This window comes from Rhizobium sp. BK049 (assembly GCF_014193135.1).
Classification (GTDB): domain Bacteria; phylum Pseudomonadota; class Alphaproteobacteria; order Rhizobiales; family Rhizobiaceae; genus Rhizobium.
The window spans coordinates 65,081-80,280 of record NZ_JACHYV010000002.1 but is presented as its reverse complement, the minus strand read 5'-3'; the positions used below and the strand labels follow the sequence as shown (position 1 = coordinate 80,280).

Here is a 15,200-nt window from a genome sequence, read left to right as displayed (position 1 = left end):
GGGTTAGGGGCAGCCTCACGGCACGTCTTTTTTAAAGCCCGAGCATCCGCCGATTGGCCGCCTGGTCCGTGCCGCCGGCCGCGAAATCGTCGAAGGCCTTTTCCGTGACGCGGATGATATGTGCGGCCACGAATTCGGCCCCCTCCCGGGCGCCGTCCTCCGGATGTTTCAGCGCACACTCCCATTCGACCACAGCCCAGCCGTCGAAATTATTGGCCGTCATCTTCGAGAATACCGCACCGAAATCGACCTGACCGTCGCCGAGCGAGCGGAAGCGGCCGGCGCGTTCCACCCAGCCTTGGTAACCGCCATAGACGCCCTGGCGCCCGGTCGGATTGAACTCCGCATCCTTGACGTGGAACATCTTGATGCGGTCCTTGTAGATGTCGATGTTCTCGAGATAGTCGAGGCATTGCAGGATGTAGTGCGAGGGATCGTAGAGCATGTTGGCCCGCGGATGGTTCTTCACCCGCTCCAGGAACATCTCGAAGGTGATGCCGTCATGCAGGTCCTCGCCCGGATGGATCTCGTAGCAGACGTCGATCCCGTTCTCATCGGCATGGTTGAGAATCGGCGTCCAGCGGCGGGCAAGCTCGTCGAAGGCCGTCTCCACCAGACCGGCGGGACGCTGCGGCCAGGGATAGATGAAGGGCCAGGCGAGCGCGCCGGAGAAGGTCGCATGCGCCTTGAGGCCGAGGTTTTTCGATGCCGTCAGCGCCATCTTGACCTGCTCGACCGCCCATTCCTGGCGGGCTTTCGGATTGCCGCGCACCTCGGGGGCCGCAAAGCCGTCGAATGCTTCGTCATAGGCGGGATGAACGGCAACCAGTTGGCCTTGCAGATGGGTCGAGAGCTCAGTGATTTCGATGCCGTTTTCGCGGGCCTTGCCGGCGAACTCGTCGCAATAATCCTTGGAGGTTGCTGCCTTTTTCAGATCGATCAGCTGGCTCGCCCAGGTCGGAACCTGAACGCCCTTGTAACCGATGTCGGCCGCCCATTTGGTAATCGCGTCCCAGGAATTGAAAGGCGCGGTATCGCCCGCGAACTGGCCAAGGAAAAGGCCGGGACCCTTGATCGTCTTCATGTCAGATTCCTCCCTGAATATCGACCGTAAACGTTTCTGAAGAACTTGTAGCACGCATTTCGGCGGGAGCAAGGTGCCTCCTCGCACTTGCCGCCGGATTGGCGCGAGGCCAGATGCGGTATGGCTGCGACCTAATCATGATGGGCTGTGGCGGGCAAGAGGTACGTGCAGCATTTTCGCCGTCCGCCAGGTGAGGGCATAAAAATGCGCCCATCCTTGCGAATGGGCGCACCTGCCTGATCAAGTGATCAGAACGGAGAATCCGGGAAGTAGAAGTTCTTGGCATTCTCCTTGGTGACGAGCGTCGCGTCGAGGATGTAGTTGCCGTGAACCGGGACCTGGTCGTAGAGTGCCGCCGCCGTCAACTCCATTGCCGTGCCGACCATTGCCGGGGGATAGAGAACGTCGACCGGGATCAGCTTGTCGCCGTCCATGACCTTCTTGACCATGTCCTTGGAGCCGGCGCCGGCGACGACATATTGAATGTCGGTGCGTTTGGCCTGCTCGATCGCCTGCAGAACGCCAACGGCCATATCGTCGTCCTGGCACCAGACGACGTCGATCTTCGGGTACTTCGTCAGGTAGTCCTGCATCACCTTGAAGGCGTCGTCGCGGTTCCAGTTACCGTACTGGCGGTCGAGAACCTTGACCTTGGAGCCGGCGATACCCTTGTCGAAGCCGTCCTGGCGCTGCTGGTCGATCGGGATCGGCAGACCGCGGATGACGACGACTTCGGCTTCCGGCGTCTTTTCGGCGATATATTTGCCGGCGACTTCACCGAGGGCAGGGTTGTTGCCGGCGACGTAAAGATCACGCACGGAATTGTCGTTATTCGACGGCGCGCGGTCGACAAGTGCTACGAACTTGCCCTTGTCCTTGACCTCCTTGATGGCGTTGACGAGCGGATCCGGATCCGACGGCAGGATGACGAGCGCATCGATGCCTTGCGTATCGAGGTCCTGCACGGCGTTTGCCTGCGTGGCGGCATCCGGCGAGGTCTTGACGATGACGTTCAGGCCCGGATGTTCCGACATCAGCTTCTTGGCAATACGCTCGGCATGGAACACGACGCCGGAGGTCCAGCCGTGATCGGCGGCCGGAATGGACACACCGATCGTGTAGTTCTTGTCCTGGGCGTAGGCTGCGCCGGCAAAAGCCACCCCCGCAACCGCCAGACCCAACATGAGCTTGCGCATGCTATTTCCTCCCAAAAATATCAGGGACTTGTCCAATCCGAGCCGGGTGCCCTGTCAAGCCCGGCCAATCCGAGAAGTTCTTTGTCTTAGGATTTGCGAACCAGCGACCGCTGCACCAGCATGGCGATGATGATGATTGCACCCTGGATCGCGCCGATGAGATACTCGCTGATGAAGTTCGACAGCAGCATGATGTTGCCGACGAGTTCGAGAATGAAGGCGCCGCAGATGGTCCCCCAGACCCGGCCGGCGCCACCCTTGAGCGCCGTGCCGCCGACGACGACGGCGGTGATGGCCTGCAACTCCCACAGGATGCCGGTCGTTGCCGAGGTGGATCCGAGACGCGGCACATAGAGCAGCACGGCAATCGCCACACAGAGGCCCTGGATGACGAAGGCAATGGTGCGCACGCGGTTGACCGCTATGCCCGAATAGCGCGCGACGTCGCTGTTCGAACCGACAGCCACGACATGGCGGCCGTAACGGGTGCGATAGAGGATGAAGGCTGCAATCGCGGTGACGACGAGGATCACTACGATCGGCACGGGAATACCGAGAATATTGCCGAAATAGGCCGGACGGTAGAGCGTCTGGATTTCACTCGAGCGCAAGGTGATCGCGCCGCCCTGCGACAGCCAGGTGGTCAAGCCGCGATAAATGCCCATTGTGCCGAGTGTGGCGATGAAAGGCTCGATCTTGCCGACGGTGGTGATGAGGCCGTTTGCGAGGCCGCAAAGAGCCCCGGCAATCACCGTAAAGACCACGGCGGCCGTCAGCATCAGCACCGGATCGGCAATGACGCCCGAATTGATCAGCAGGATCATCAGGCTGGCAACGAAGGCGACCATCGAGCCGACGGAAAGGTCGAGATCTCCGGCCGAGATCACGAAGGTGGCGCCGACCGCGATGATGGCGATGAAAGCGCAGCGTGTCGCGACGTTGGCAAGATTGGTGATGCCGATGAAATTTGGGTTGACCAGTGCGCCGACAATCAGGAGCAAGGCCAAGGCGGCAAACGGTGCAACCGCGCGCAGATCAACGTCACGCCAGGACCTGCGCCGGATCGCCCTGGTCTCCTCGTTAATGCTCATGTCCAAAACCAACCTCCCGTCCCAGTTCGTCTGGGCATCCTATCTATTGTCCGCGTCGGCGAAGTCTCGCTCCGGCCTCACGCAGCCACCTTCTTTTTGAGCCCGGCGGCGTAACGCATGATCTCCTGCTCGGAAATCTCGTCGCCCTCGAGCACGCCGACAATCCGTCCTTCGCGCATGACGGCCACTCTTGTGCAGAGCCCGATGACTTCGGGCATTTCCGACGAAACGACGATGATTGACCGGCCGTCGCGGGCGAGCGCCGAAATGAAATGATAGATCTGCTGCTTGGTGCCGACATCGATGCCGCGCGTCGGTTCGTCGATGACGATGATGTCGGGATCGGTCTCCATGACCTTGGCGAGCAGCAGCTTCTGCTGGTTTCCGCCCGACATTCGGCCGGCGACGATATTAGTGTCGCGAACCCTGATGTCGAAGCGGCGCTTGGCTTTTGACAGTGCGGCCGCCTCGCTGCTCGGGCTGAGATAGCCGTGGCGCGAATGTCTTCCGAGCGATTGCAGCGTCAGATTGGTCGCCATGCCGGAGCGCAACAGCAGACCCTTCGACTTGCGGTCCTTAGTCATATAGGCAAGACCGCAGCGATTGGCCGCGTGCACATCGCCGGAGGGGACCGCTTGCCCCTTGATGACCACCTCGCCCTCGAGGCGGGGCCGCAGTCCGGCAATCGCCTCCATCAGTTCGGTGCGGCCGGAGCCGATCAGGCCGGAAAAACCGATGATCTCGCCCTTGCGCACTTCGAAGCTCGCATCCCTGACATAACCGGTCGACACCGAAGCGACGCTGAGGACGATCTCCTCGTCGACATCAGGCTCGACCTTGGCCGGATAGAGGCTGGAAAGTTCGCGGCCGACCATCAGCTGCGCGATCGATTCCCCGTCCAGGATTGAGGTCGGCGACGTCTTGATCCATTGGCCGTCGCGCAGCACCGTCACCCGATCGGTCAGCTCCATTACCTCGTCGAGCTTGTGGGACACGAAGACGAAGCTCGTACCCTGGTCGCGGAGCTTGCGGACCTGCTTGAAAAGCATATTGGTCTCTTCCCGCGACAACACGGCGGTCGGCTCATCCATGAAGACGACGCGCGCATCGCGGCTGATCGCCTTGGCGATCTCGACCATTTGCTTGTCGGCGATGGAAAGCGTGCTGATCAAGGCATTCTCATCGACATGCGAACCGAGCACGTCGAGAACCTTGCGGGTCTCGGCGCGCATATATTTGCGGTCGAGCACGCCGAGACGCGTGACTTCGCGACCGAGGAAAAGACTTTCCGTCACGGTCAAATGGTCGGCGAGGTTGAATTCCTGGTGAATAATGACGATGCCGAGCGCTTCCGCAGCGCCATTGGGCGGCAGCACCACAGGCTTGCCGTCGAGCAGGATCTCGCCCGAACTCGGCTGCTCGAAACCCGACAGCACCTTGACAAGCGTGGATTTGCCGGCGCCGTTTTCGCCCATGAGCGCATGGATTTCACCGGCGCGGAGATCGAAGTTGACGCTGAAGAGGACCTGCACGCCGCTGAAGGATTTGCATATGCGCCTGGCGGACAGCACCACGGGTGCGGTGTCGGCGATCTCCACGGTCATTATGCCCTCCCCTAGAGCGCGGCACCCCGGCAACGCTCCATTTTGAACTAGCGCACATTTTCCGTCTGAAAACCGCCTTAGGCCTCAAACAGGCACGCGCATGCGGCTCCCATCCGCTTCGGGCCTTATGTAAACCTTTACATCGACGATGTAAAGGTTTACATCGTGGATTAACACAGATCAGTTGACGCTTGCCTTTGACCTCTCGACAAGTCTGTGTAGTGTCGCGGCGAAGACAGCCTTAAGGCAGAGCCCAGTGTCGAATTCCACGCCCGCAACAATCGAAGATGTCGCCCGGATCGCCGAGGTCTCCATCGCGACGGTCTCGCGGGCGATCCACACGCCGGAAAAAGTCGCCAACTCGACGCGGCTCAAGGTCAATCAGGCGATCGCCATCACCGGTTATACGACCAATGCCATGGCCCGGAGCCTCAGACTCGGCCGCTCCAACATGATCCTCGTGGTGGCGCCCGATATCGGCGATCCCAATTTTTCAAATATTCTCGTCGGACTGGAGAACGAGGCCCGGGCCCACGGCTACGGCGTCCTGATCGGCCACACCCAGAACGATGCCCAGCGCGGCCTGGAATATCTGAAATTCTTCAACTCGAACCAGGCGGCCGGGCTCATCCTCTTCACCGGCATCCTGCCCTTCGGTCATCAGACCATGACGGCGCGGCTGCCGCCGAGCGTCGGGGTTTTCGAACCGGTCTTCAACGGCGGTATTCCCTATGTTGGCGTTGACGATACCGAGGGCGCTCGGAAAGCTGTCGACCTGCTGCTGGCCGAAGGGCATCGCAAGATCGCCTTCATCGGCGATTCCCGCACCCGGCTCGCCTATACCAGGCGCCGCATGGGTTATGATGCCGGTCTCGACGCTGCTGGCGTCCCGCCCGACTTGAGGATCGTGCTCGAAGGCGACGGCACGATCGAAAGCGGACGGCATGCGGTCGAACAGCTTTTCATGCGCGACACGCTTCCCACAGCCTTCATGTGCGTGAACGACCAGACGGCGATCGGCGTCATGATCGGGCTCGGCGCACGCGGCTATGATATACCGCGGGATTTCTCGGTAACGGGCTTCGACGATGTGCCGCAGGCCGTCTTCATATCCCCGTCGCTGACGACGATCCGCCAGCCGAGGACGGCGATCGGCAAGCAGGCGATGGCGCTGCTGCTGGAGCTTTTGTCCGATGGCCGGCCGGCCGAGACGGAAATCCTGCTGAGGCCGGATCTCGTGGTGAGAAACTCCGTCTCCGCGCCCTCACGCAACTGGTTGAAGCGCTGAACGGAGATCGAATAGCCGACCACAAAAAGCGCCGGCGACCGATGGCCGCCGGCGTCCATCATCAAACGTAACGGTTGACGATATTCTCGAGCAGTTCCTGCTTGCCGGATCTCGGCTGCGGATTGACATCCTTGGTCTCGACCCAGTTGGTGATCTCCTCGAGCGAATACTCGCCGCGGAAGAGCTTCTGCGCCTCGGCCGATTCCCAGCCGGCGTAACGATCGGCGAGCGGCTGCGAGAGAGCCTTGTCCTCGATCATCTTGGCAGCCGCCTTGAGACCGCGGGCGCAGCAATCCATGCCGCCGATATGGCCGATCAAGAGGTCTGCCGGGTCGAGCGACTGGCGACGCAGCTTCGCGTCGAAGTTGGTGCCGCCGGTTTTGAAGCCACCGCCTGCCAGAACGTGGTAATAGGCAAGCGCCATTTCCGGAACATTGTTCGGGAACTGGTCCGTATCCCAGCCGGACTGGTAGTCGTTGCGGTTCATGTCGATCGAGCCAAAGATGCCGAGCGCATTGGCGAGCGCCAGCTCATGCTCGAAGGAGTGGCCGGCGAGGATCGCATGGCCCTGCTCGATATTGAGCTTCACCTCGTTTTCGAGACCGTGCTTCTTGAGGAAGCCGTAGACGGTCGCGACGTCGTAATCATACTGGTGCTTGGTCGGCTCCTGTGGCTTCGGTTCGATCAGGATCGTGCCCTTGAAGCCGATCTTGTGCTTGTATTCGACAACGAGGTTGAGGAAGCGGCCGAGCTGGTCGAGCTCGCGCTTGAGGTCGGTGTTGAGCAGCGTCTCGTAGCCTTCGCGGCCGCCCCAGAGCACGTAGTTCTCGCCGCCGAGCTTCTGCGTAGCGTCGATGCAGGTCTTGACCGTCGCGGCTGCGAAAGCGAAGACATCGGGATCAGGATTGGTCGCCGCACCCGACATATAGCGACGGTTGGAGAACAGGTTCGCCGTGCCCCAGAGCAGCTTGGTGCCGGTGGCCGCCTGCTTTTCGGCGAAATAATCGACGATCTCGTTGAGGTTCCTGGTGTTCTCGGCAAAATTCTTGCCTTCCGGGCGCACGTCAGCGTCATGGAAGCAGTAGTAGGGCGCACCGAGCAGCGAGAAGAATTCGAAAGCGACGTCGGCCTTCAGCTTGGCCGCCTTCATCGAGTCTTCGAACCACGGGCGCAGGAAGGTCTGGCCGCCGAAGGGGTCGCCGCCCGGCCAGGTGAAGGTGTGCCAGTAGGCTACCGCAAAACGCAGATGGTCTTCCATGCGCTTGCCGAGGACGATCTCGTCCGGCTGGTAATAGCGGAAGGCCAGCGGATTGGTGCTGTCCGGGCCCTCATATCTGATCTTCTGGATATCGCCGAAAAATCCGGTGCTCATGTTGGGGTCTCCTTGGGTTCGTCGTTCAGTCTTATCGTTCGTGCCATCCAGCCCCCTCATCCGCCTGCCGGCACCTTCTCCCCAGGGGGAGAAGAGACTTGCCGCAACGTTGCAGCTCTTTCAAAGCCGTCGCTGCGGGCGCCGCCCTCTCCCCTCGGGGAGAGGGTAGGGTGAGGGGGCCGCTGGCTCAAACTCTCAATGCGCCAGCGACTTGATCGCCGGATAGAGCGCCCGGTAACGCTTGTAAGCATCCTCATAAGCGCCCTTCAGCGCCGCGACCGGTTCAATCGTGCCTGCCGTCATTGGCGGCGTGCAGACGGCGATCGGATCCGCACCCGTCGCCGCGATCAGACCGAGACGAGCGGCGCCGAAGGCCGCGCCGAAATCGCCGTCAGTCGGCAGGTCGACAGGAACGCCGAGCGCAGTGGCGATCGAACCCAGCCAATAACGGGAGCGCGAGCCGCCGCCGATTGCCGTAACGCGGGAAATGTTGGTGCCGGCAGAGCGCAAAGCTTCGAGATTGTCGCGGATGGCGAAGGCCACCCCTTCTAGCACGGCCTGGGTGAGCACGACGCGGCTGCTTTCATGCTCCAGCCCGAAGAATGCGCCGCGGATCACGGCGTCATTGTGCGGCGTACGCTCGCCGGAGAGATAGGGTAGGAAGGTGACGCCGGAAGGCGCCTTCACCCTCTCGCCAAGTTCGCCTGTGAGTTCGGCAGCGGATTTGCCGGTCACACCGGAGTGCCAGTTGAGGGCATCCGTGGCCGACAGGATGACTCCCATCTGGTGCCAGGTGTTGGGCAGCGCGTGGCAGAAGGCATGCACGGCGCTTTCCGGCTTCGGCAGATAGGAGCCGTTGGCCGCAAAAAGCACGCCCGAGGTGCCGAGCGAGACGAAGGCCGCGCCGTCGCTGACCGTACCCATGCCACAGGCCGAAGCCGCATTGTCGCCTGCGCCGCCGGCGACGACGACGGTGCCCGATATGCCCCATTGCGCCGCGAGTTCGGACCTTAGTCTGCCGGCCTGATCGGTGCCTTCGACGAGCGCCGGCATCTGCTCCTTGGAAAGGTTGGTGGCAGCAAGCAGTTCGGACGACCAGCCGCGCTTTCCTGTATCGAGCCAGGAGGTGCCCGCCGAATCCGACATTTCGGAGATATATTCGCCGGTCAGCCAAAGGCGTAAATAATCCTTCGGCAGCAGCACCTTGGCAATCTTGGCGAAGACCTCGGACTCATGCTTCTGAACCCATGCGAGTTTCGGCGCAGTGAAGCCGGGGAAGACGATGTTGCCGGTCAGCGCACGGAAGCGCGGATCGGCATCGAGTGCCGCCGCTTCGACATGGCTGCGCGTGTCGTTCCAGAGGATGCAGGGGCGTAGCACATTGTCGGAAGCATCGAGCAGGGTCGCGCCGTGCATCTGCCCGGAAAGACCGATGCCCTTGACTGCGGCAAACTCCTTTGGATGTTTCGCCTTGAGCCCGGCGACGGCCTCCTCGGTCGCGCGCACCCAGTGAGCCGGTTCCTGTTCCGACCAGCCGGAATGCGGGCGCGAGACTTCGAGCGCGCCGTTGGCCGAACCGACGATCTTCTGGTCGCCGTCGATCAGCATCGCCTTGACGCCGGAGGTTCCGAGATCGAGACCGAGATACATGTGGCATTCTCCCTTTGCCGTTACGGCAGATTGTCCTTCAGGAATATGTCGAGCCGGATGCGCTCCTGCGCTTCGATGACGGCGAGCCCGTCCGCCTTGGCCTTCAACACCCGGATGGCGCTGCGCACCTCGTGACCGGCATTCTGATTGAGTATCGCATCGATCGTGTTGTCGATAAGCGCCGCCCGCGTGTGGGCGGTCAGCTCGTGGGCGATGACCGTCAGCGTCCGGTCGACGGCCTTCTCCTTCAGTGCACGGATGAGGCCGCGATTGCCGGCGCCGAGGCTATAGACGCCGATAATGTCGGCATTCCCAAGTGCCTCCGCGACGAGCATATGGGCGATCTCCGGATCGTCACGGCCCTCCAGAACCGGAAGGATCGCAAGATCGGGAAACTCCTCTCCCATGACCGAAGTGAACCCTTCCAGCCGCTCGCGATGGTCGCGCACCAGCATGGAGCCGGCGAGCACGGCGATCTTGCCCTTTCGCGGCCCTAGGAACCGGCCGAGCAGACGGGCCGCCGTGCGGCCAGCCGCAATATTGTCGACACCGGCATAGTGATGGCGCAGCGATCCGGTAAGATCGGACACCAGCGTGACGATGGGAAAGCCCGCATGCACCAGCCTGTCGACGACGGCACGCACTTCAGGCGCATCGGTCGCAACCATTGCGATGCCGCAAGGCTTTTCGCGGGAAAGCCCTTCGAGCACGGCGACGAGAGCGGCTGGATCGAAGGCAGGCACCTCGATGGTACGAATATCGGTGCGTTCAGCAGGCGAGCGGAGGATCGCCTGCCGGATTTCGGCATTGAGCCCGTGCATGAAGGAATTGTCGCTGGCCGGCAGGATGAAGACCAGCGGATAGGTGCGACCCTTGGCGAGATTGGCGGCGGCGACGTCCCTTATATAACCGAGTTCGCGGATTGCGGTCTCGACCTTCTCCCGCGTGACGTGGCGCACGCCAGGACGCTGATTGAGGACCCGGTCGACAGTCGCGAGACTGACGCCCGCCGCAGCGGCGATATCGTGAACAGTTGGCCTCATCGTTCCTCCTGACGAGACCATTAGCGCCAAATTTGATGTACGTAAATCAAAAAAACCAGCGGGGCGATTTCCGCATCATTTTTCCGGTCTTGCCGGCCGCTGGCATCAATTCGATGAGCAATCGCCCACTCGATGACACAGAGGCTGGAAAACCGCAACAAAAAGGCCCTCCGGAGAGGGCCTTTTCGAGGGACGGGGCCGGAGGTCAGTGGCCGCCGCCACCTCCTCCGCCGCCTTGCGGCGCGGGTTTCTTGATCATGGCGACACCCAGGATCATCGCAACGAACAGTGCGGTCAGGATCAGGAACACATCGCTGAAGGAAAGGATGACCGCCTGCTTAGTGGCGAGGCCAACCATCTGCTTGATCGCGACCGAAGTGCCGTCCATGCCGTAACTGGTAAAATTGGCGGCCATGTTGTTCATCTGGTCGATCGCCGCCGAATTGCCCCAGTCCATATTCTCCCGCAATCGCTCGTAGTGCACATCCTGCCGGTTGGTGAGCACGGTGTTGATGACAGCGAGGCCGACGGCGCCGCCAAGATTTCTGGTCAGGTTGAACAGGCCGGACGCACCGCGGATGCGCGAGGGCGGCATCGTGCCGAGCGCGATGTTGTTGATCGGCACCATGCACATCATCAGTCCGAAACCGCGCAGGATCTGCGGAATGAAGAGTTCGTAGAAATCCCAGTCCGCCGTCAGGTGGATCATGATGTATGTGCCGGCGGCGAAGCTGATGAAACCGATCACCATCATCAGGCGCAGGTCCATCTTGGTCGACAGCCGCCCGGCGATCGGTGCCGTGAAAAACATCGCAAGCCCGGAGACGAACATCGTCTCGCCGATCATCAGGGAGTCATAGCCGCGGATTCGCCCGAGATAGACGGGGTAGATATAGGTAAGGCCGTAGAGGCCGATGCCCATGACGAAGGAAAACACCGAGCCGAAGGAGAAATTCCGGTTGGCAAAGGCCTTCAGGTCGACGACGGGAAACTCCACCGTGAAGGCGCGATAGAAGAAGACAATGGCCGCGGCACCGGAGGCGACGGCAGCCAGCGCGATGGAATTGTCGTTGAACCAATCGTTCGAGTTGCCCTCTTCGAGCACATATTCCAGCGCACCGAGGAAGACGCCCATCGAGATCAGCCCCCACCAGTCGAACTTCTTGAAGAGCGACAGTTCCGGCTTGTCGAAGTCGATGAAGTTCCAGGTAACCAGCGTGACGATGATGCCCGGAACGATATTGACGAGGAACAGCCAGTGCCAGGAGAAGGCGTGGCTGAGATAGCCGCCGACGGTCGGGCCGATGGTCGGCGCCAGCGTCGCGATCAGGCCGATGATCGGCGAGACGATGCTGCGCTTCGACGGCGGGAAGATGGTGAAGGCGGCCGCGAAGACCGACGGGATCATGCCGCCGCCGATGAAGCCCTGGATGGCGCGGTAGACGATCATCTGGTCGATATTCGTCGCCGTCGCGGCAAGCGCGCTCGCCATGGTGAAGCCGGCGGCCGAGATGGCGAAGAGGTAGCGCGTCGAGATGATGCGCGCCAACGTGCCCGACAGCGGGATCATGATAACTTCCGCGATCAGATAGGCCGTCTGCACCCAGCCGATCTCGTCGGAACCGGCCGACAGGCCGGCCTGGATTTCGGCAAGCGACGCAGAGACGATCTGGATGTCAAGGATCGACATGAACATGCCGAGCACCATCGCGAAAAAGGCGATGAGTTTCCTCGGATCCATGCGATCTCCGGCGTGGGCGGGCGCTGCCGGAATTGTTCCCGCTGTTGCTGTCGCGCTCCCGGCCATCGGACCTCCGCCTTCCTTTTTCTGGAATTGCTCTGAGAGCTACTTGTTCGGCGCCGTGCGGGTATCGACGTTTACGACGACGCTGAGGCCCGCGCGCAGACGCCCACTGTCGAGAGCATCTTGCGGCAGCGCAATGCGAACCGGCACGCGCTGGATCACCTTGGTGAAGTTGCCGGTAGCGTTTTCCGGCGGCAGCAGCGAAAAGACCGAACCGGAGGCCGGCGAAATCGATTCGACGGTGCCGACGATCGGATGATCGTCATAGGCATCGACATGGACCTTGACCTTCGAGCCCGGAACGAGATGCTGGATCTGCGTTTCCTTGAAATTGGCGTCGATATAAAGCTGGCGCACCGGAACGAGCGCCATCAGGCGCTGGCCGGGCGAGACGAGATCGCCTTCCTGGACAGAGCGGTTGCCGACGATGCCGTCATAAGGCGCCTTGAGCACGGTGAAGGAGAGATCGCGGGCGGCCTTGTCTCGGGAGATTTCCAGCGAACGGACCGAACCTTCGGCCTCCTTGCGCTGCGCTTCGAGGATGGCAATATTGGCCTGCGCAGCCACGATATTGGCATCGCCACCTGCGAGATTGGCCTTGGCCTGATCGAGTGCGGTATTGGCATCATCAAGATCTGCGGTGGTGCCGACCGACTTTGCCTGCAGGTCGCTCTGGCGCTTCTGCTTGATTTCCGCGCCGCGAACCGTGGCTTCGAGGGCAGTCTTCTGCGCCTGAGCCTGCACGAGGCTCGCCTTGGCGCCTTCGATCTGCGCATCGATACGGCTCAGCGAAAGCTGCTCGGTTGCGATCTGGGCATTCGCCTGATCGAGGGCATTCTGGTAGTCGCCGTTATCAAGGGTGGCGAGAACGTCGCCTGCCTTGACTTCCTGGTTGGCAACAACATTCACCTTCGCGACATAGCCGGTAACCTTCGGCGAGATGGTCGCGATATCACCTTCGATATAGGCGTCGTCGGTCGACACCATGAACCGGCCGTTCGTCCACCATTCGTATCCATACCAGCCGCCGCCTGCCAGAAGGGCGAGCACGACAATCGGAAGCACCGGGCTACGGCGCTTTTTCGCGGCAGCGGGAGGAGCAACCGGAGCCTGGGCCGGCGCCGACTGGGCTGGCGCTGGCGGCGTATCGCGGGCTTCCGCCTTTGGAGCGTCTGCGACGACCGCGACATCGGCCTTTGCCTCTTCGGCCTCGGCGTTTTCGCTGACAATACGCGCGACGTTGCTCTTCTGGTTGCTCGACATGGCCACTTTACCGATCTTGGAGTAAATAATCGAACTGAACGGTTCGGTTCAGTTGACATAAACCTGTTTTATCGTCATATCAAGATGTATAGAACCAATCGGTTCGATTTCTTTAAGGAAAATGCGAAACCGTGAACACGGTTAAGAAGATATGACGCTTAAACCCGACGATACCGCCGTATTCAGTCCTCCCGCTCCCGGAGGCCGATTTGCCGCGGGCGAAGATCCGGCCAAGCGCCAGCAGATTCTCGCCGGCGCCAAGCGCGTCTTCATGAAGATGGGCTTCGACGCCGCAAGCATGAACGACGTAACGCGCGAAGCTGGCGTGTCCAAGGGAACGCTCTACGTCTATTTCACCAACAAGGAAGAGCTGTTTTCGGCGATGATCGAGACCGAGCGCGCCGCCTTCGTGGCGGCCGTGCGCACGGCCCTTGCCGAGCATGATGACCCCGAATCCGGCCTGTACGAATTCGGGATAAGCTTCGTCACCCACATGACCGATGAGAAGGTCATCAGCGCGATGCGCACCGTTCTCGGCGTTCGCGACCGCATGCCGGTACTCTGTCAACGCTTTTTCAAGGGCCCGGTAAACCTGCGCACGATCATGCGCGATTTTTTGGAACAGCATGTCGCCGAAGGCCGGCTCGAGATCGACGACATTGATCTTGCCGCCGGCCAGTTTCTCGATCTTGCCAGCGGCAGCTTCTTCAAGCTCCGCCTGTTCGGCAGCATGGAAGAACCGCCGACTCGTGAGGAAATCGACCGCGTCATCCGCGGTGCGATCAAGGTCTTCATGGCAGCCTACGGCGCGCGCCGGCACGAGACTGCTTAATCCCGCATTCTTGACTGCCGCTCCCCTTCGGCCAAAACTCCGCAAGGACGATCAAACCCGGCTGCCGGCTTTTCTCTAATGAAGGAGCCGCAACCAGGGGAATGAAGATGAATGCCATCGCACGGGCGATCTGGTTCATAGAGAGCCATTTCGAAAGCGATATATCGCTGGAAGAGATATCGGACGCAGCCGGATTGTCGCGCTACCATCTGTCGCGCGTCTTCGGGCTCGTCACCGGCCACTCGATCAGCAGCTACATGAGAGGACGGCGCCTCAGCCGCGCCGTGCCCGCATTGGTCACCGGCTCATCCACCATTCTCGAGGTTGCGCTTTGCGCGGGCTACGGCTCGCACGAAGCTTTCACCCGTGCCTTCCGCGAGCAGTTCGGCATGACGCCGGATGCTGTGCGCAGACAGGGACACGCCCATAACCTTGTTTTATTGGAGCCGATCCGAATGGATACCGACCACCTCAACGACCTCGAACCACCCCGTTTCGAGACTCTTCAACCAATGCTCTTTGCCGGCCTGCAGGAGACCTACCCTTATGGCGACAATGCCGCCATCCCGTCGCTTTGGCAAAAGTTCAATACCCATTTCGGGCATATTCCAGGCCAGAAAGGCAATGTCGCCTATGGCATCTGCAGACATATCGGCGAGGAGGAGAAATTCCGCTACATGGCCGCAGCCGAGATTTCCGACGCCGGCGACTTGCCCGCGGAGTTTACGACGCTCAAGCTTCCGGGACAGCGCTACGCCGTCTTCACCCATCGCGGCCATGTCTCCGGCATTTCCCTGACCATGAACCGGATTTTCGGCACATGGTGGCCAAGCTCAGGCCTGGAACATGGCGAAACACCTGACATGTTCGAACGTTACGACGAGCGCTTCGATCCTTATACCGGCATGGGCGTCACCGAAATCTGGCTGCCTGTAAGGGAATAAAGATCATATCAGTTTCGTATACCCGCTTG

12 protein-coding genes are annotated in these 15,200 nt (G+C 61.0%); 3 read left to right on the top strand and 9 right to left on the bottom strand.

Features of this window, described 5'->3' with window-relative positions; all coding sequences use genetic code 11:
- Positions 1 to 31 precede the first annotated feature (31 nt).
- From FHT70_RS02355 to FHT70_RS02340, 4 genes are all read right to left on the bottom strand, one after another.
- A complete protein-coding gene (locus tag FHT70_RS02355; protein WP_183698642.1) occupies positions 32 to 1,084 on the bottom strand; it encodes a sugar phosphate isomerase/epimerase in 1,053 nt (350 codons plus the stop codon).
- A 248-nt stretch (positions 1,085 to 1,332) separates the two neighbouring features.
- Positions 1,333 to 2,280 carry a substrate-binding domain-containing protein gene (locus tag FHT70_RS02350; protein WP_183698640.1) on the bottom strand — a complete coding sequence of 316 codons (948 nt, stop codon included), beginning with the start codon at positions 2,278 to 2,280 and terminating at the stop codon, positions 1,333 to 1,335.
- Positions 2,281 to 2,366: 86 nt separating this feature from the next.
- Positions 2,367 to 3,371 carry an ABC transporter permease gene (locus tag FHT70_RS02345; RefSeq protein ID WP_085860497.1) on the bottom strand — a complete coding sequence of 335 codons (1,005 nt, stop codon included), beginning with the start codon at positions 3,369 to 3,371 and terminating at the stop codon, positions 2,367 to 2,369.
- Between the two features lie 77 nt (positions 3,372 to 3,448).
- The gene (locus FHT70_RS02340; RefSeq protein ID WP_183698638.1) at positions 3,449 to 4,975 is read right to left on the bottom strand and encodes a sugar ABC transporter ATP-binding protein; all 1,527 of its coding nucleotides are present in this window, start codon (positions 4,973 to 4,975) and stop codon (positions 3,449 to 3,451) included.
- 256 nt (positions 4,976 to 5,231) lie between these two features.
- On the opposite strand from FHT70_RS02340, the gene FHT70_RS02335 reads away from it, so the two are divergent.
- Positions 5,232 to 6,263 carry a LacI family DNA-binding transcriptional regulator gene (locus FHT70_RS02335; RefSeq protein WP_085779519.1) on the top strand — a complete coding sequence of 344 codons (1,032 nt, stop codon included), beginning with the start codon at positions 5,232 to 5,234 and terminating at the stop codon, positions 6,261 to 6,263.
- Between the two features lie 61 nt (positions 6,264 to 6,324).
- On the opposite strand, the gene xylA is transcribed toward FHT70_RS02335, so the two are convergent.
- From xylA to FHT70_RS02310, 5 genes are all read right to left on the bottom strand, one after another.
- Positions 6,325 to 7,635: a xylose isomerase gene (xylA, locus tag FHT70_RS02330; protein ID WP_085779520.1), complete on the bottom strand. Its 1,311-nt coding sequence runs from the start codon at positions 7,633 to 7,635 to the stop codon at positions 6,325 to 6,327.
- Positions 7,636 to 7,830: 195 nt separating this feature from the next.
- On the bottom strand, positions 7,831 to 9,285 hold the full coding sequence (gene xylB, locus FHT70_RS02325; RefSeq protein ID WP_183698636.1) for a xylulokinase: 1,455 nt from the start codon (positions 9,283 to 9,285) through the stop codon (positions 7,831 to 7,833).
- A gap of 20 nt (positions 9,286 to 9,305) precedes the next feature.
- Positions 9,306 to 10,328 carry a LacI family DNA-binding transcriptional regulator gene (locus tag FHT70_RS02320; protein WP_183698634.1) on the bottom strand — a complete coding sequence of 341 codons (1,023 nt, stop codon included), beginning with the start codon at positions 10,326 to 10,328 and terminating at the stop codon, positions 9,306 to 9,308.
- 205 nt (positions 10,329 to 10,533) lie between these two features.
- Positions 10,534 to 12,135 carry a DHA2 family efflux MFS transporter permease subunit gene (locus tag FHT70_RS02315; RefSeq protein ID WP_183698632.1) on the bottom strand — a complete coding sequence of 534 codons (1,602 nt, stop codon included), beginning with the start codon at positions 12,133 to 12,135 and terminating at the stop codon, positions 10,534 to 10,536.
- Positions 12,136 to 12,174: 39 nt separating this feature from the next.
- The gene (locus tag FHT70_RS02310; RefSeq protein WP_183698630.1) at positions 12,175 to 13,395 is read right to left on the bottom strand and encodes an HlyD family secretion protein; all 1,221 of its coding nucleotides are present in this window, start codon (positions 13,393 to 13,395) and stop codon (positions 12,175 to 12,177) included.
- 151 nt (positions 13,396 to 13,546) lie between these two features.
- Here FHT70_RS02310 and FHT70_RS02305 point away from each other — a divergent pair, with 151 nt between their 5' ends.
- Complete coding sequence (locus FHT70_RS02305) at positions 13,547 to 14,227, top strand: TetR/AcrR family transcriptional regulator (RefSeq protein ID WP_183698628.1); 681 nt, start codon at positions 13,547 to 13,549, stop codon at positions 14,225 to 14,227.
- Positions 14,228 to 14,334: 107 nt separating this feature from the next.
- Positions 14,335 to 15,171, top strand: a complete 837-nt coding sequence (locus FHT70_RS02300) for an AraC family transcriptional regulator (RefSeq protein WP_183698626.1) — start codon at positions 14,335 to 14,337, stop codon at positions 15,169 to 15,171.
- Positions 15,172 to 15,200: the final 29 nt, after the last annotated feature.

Coding starts and splice junctions, on each gene's coding strand:
- xylB (WP_183698636.1), bottom strand. CDS start 9,285: ATGTATCTCGGTCTCGATCTCGGAACCTCCGGCGTCAAGGCGATGCTG.
- FHT70_RS02300 (WP_183698626.1), top strand. CDS start 14,335: ATGAATGCCATCGCACGGGCGATCTGGTTCATAGAGAGCCATTTCGAA.
- FHT70_RS02315 (WP_183698632.1), bottom strand. CDS start 12,135: ATGGCCGGGAGCGCGACAGCAACAGCGGGAACAATTCCGGCAGCGCCC.
- FHT70_RS02345 (WP_085860497.1), bottom strand. CDS start 3,371: ATGAGCATTAACGAGGAGACCAGGGCGATCCGGCGCAGGTCCTGGCGT.
- FHT70_RS02350 (WP_183698640.1), bottom strand. CDS start 2,280: ATGCGCAAGCTCATGTTGGGTCTGGCGGTTGCGGGGGTGGCTTTTGCC.
- FHT70_RS02320 (WP_183698634.1), bottom strand. CDS start 10,328: ATGAGGCCAACTGTTCACGATATCGCCGCTGCGGCGGGCGTCAGTCTC.
- FHT70_RS02340 (WP_183698638.1), bottom strand. CDS start 4,975: ATGACCGTGGAGATCGCCGACACCGCACCCGTGGTGCTGTCCGCCAGG.
- xylA (WP_085779520.1), bottom strand. CDS start 7,635: ATGAGCACCGGATTTTTCGGCGATATCCAGAAGATCAGATATGAGGGC.
- FHT70_RS02305 (WP_183698628.1), top strand. CDS start 13,547: ATGACGCTTAAACCCGACGATACCGCCGTATTCAGTCCTCCCGCTCCC.
- FHT70_RS02310 (WP_183698630.1), bottom strand. CDS start 13,395: ATGTCGAGCAACCAGAAGAGCAACGTCGCGCGTATTGTCAGCGAAAAC.
- FHT70_RS02355 (WP_183698642.1), bottom strand. CDS start 1,084: ATGAAGACGATCAAGGGTCCCGGCCTTTTCCTTGGCCAGTTCGCGGGC.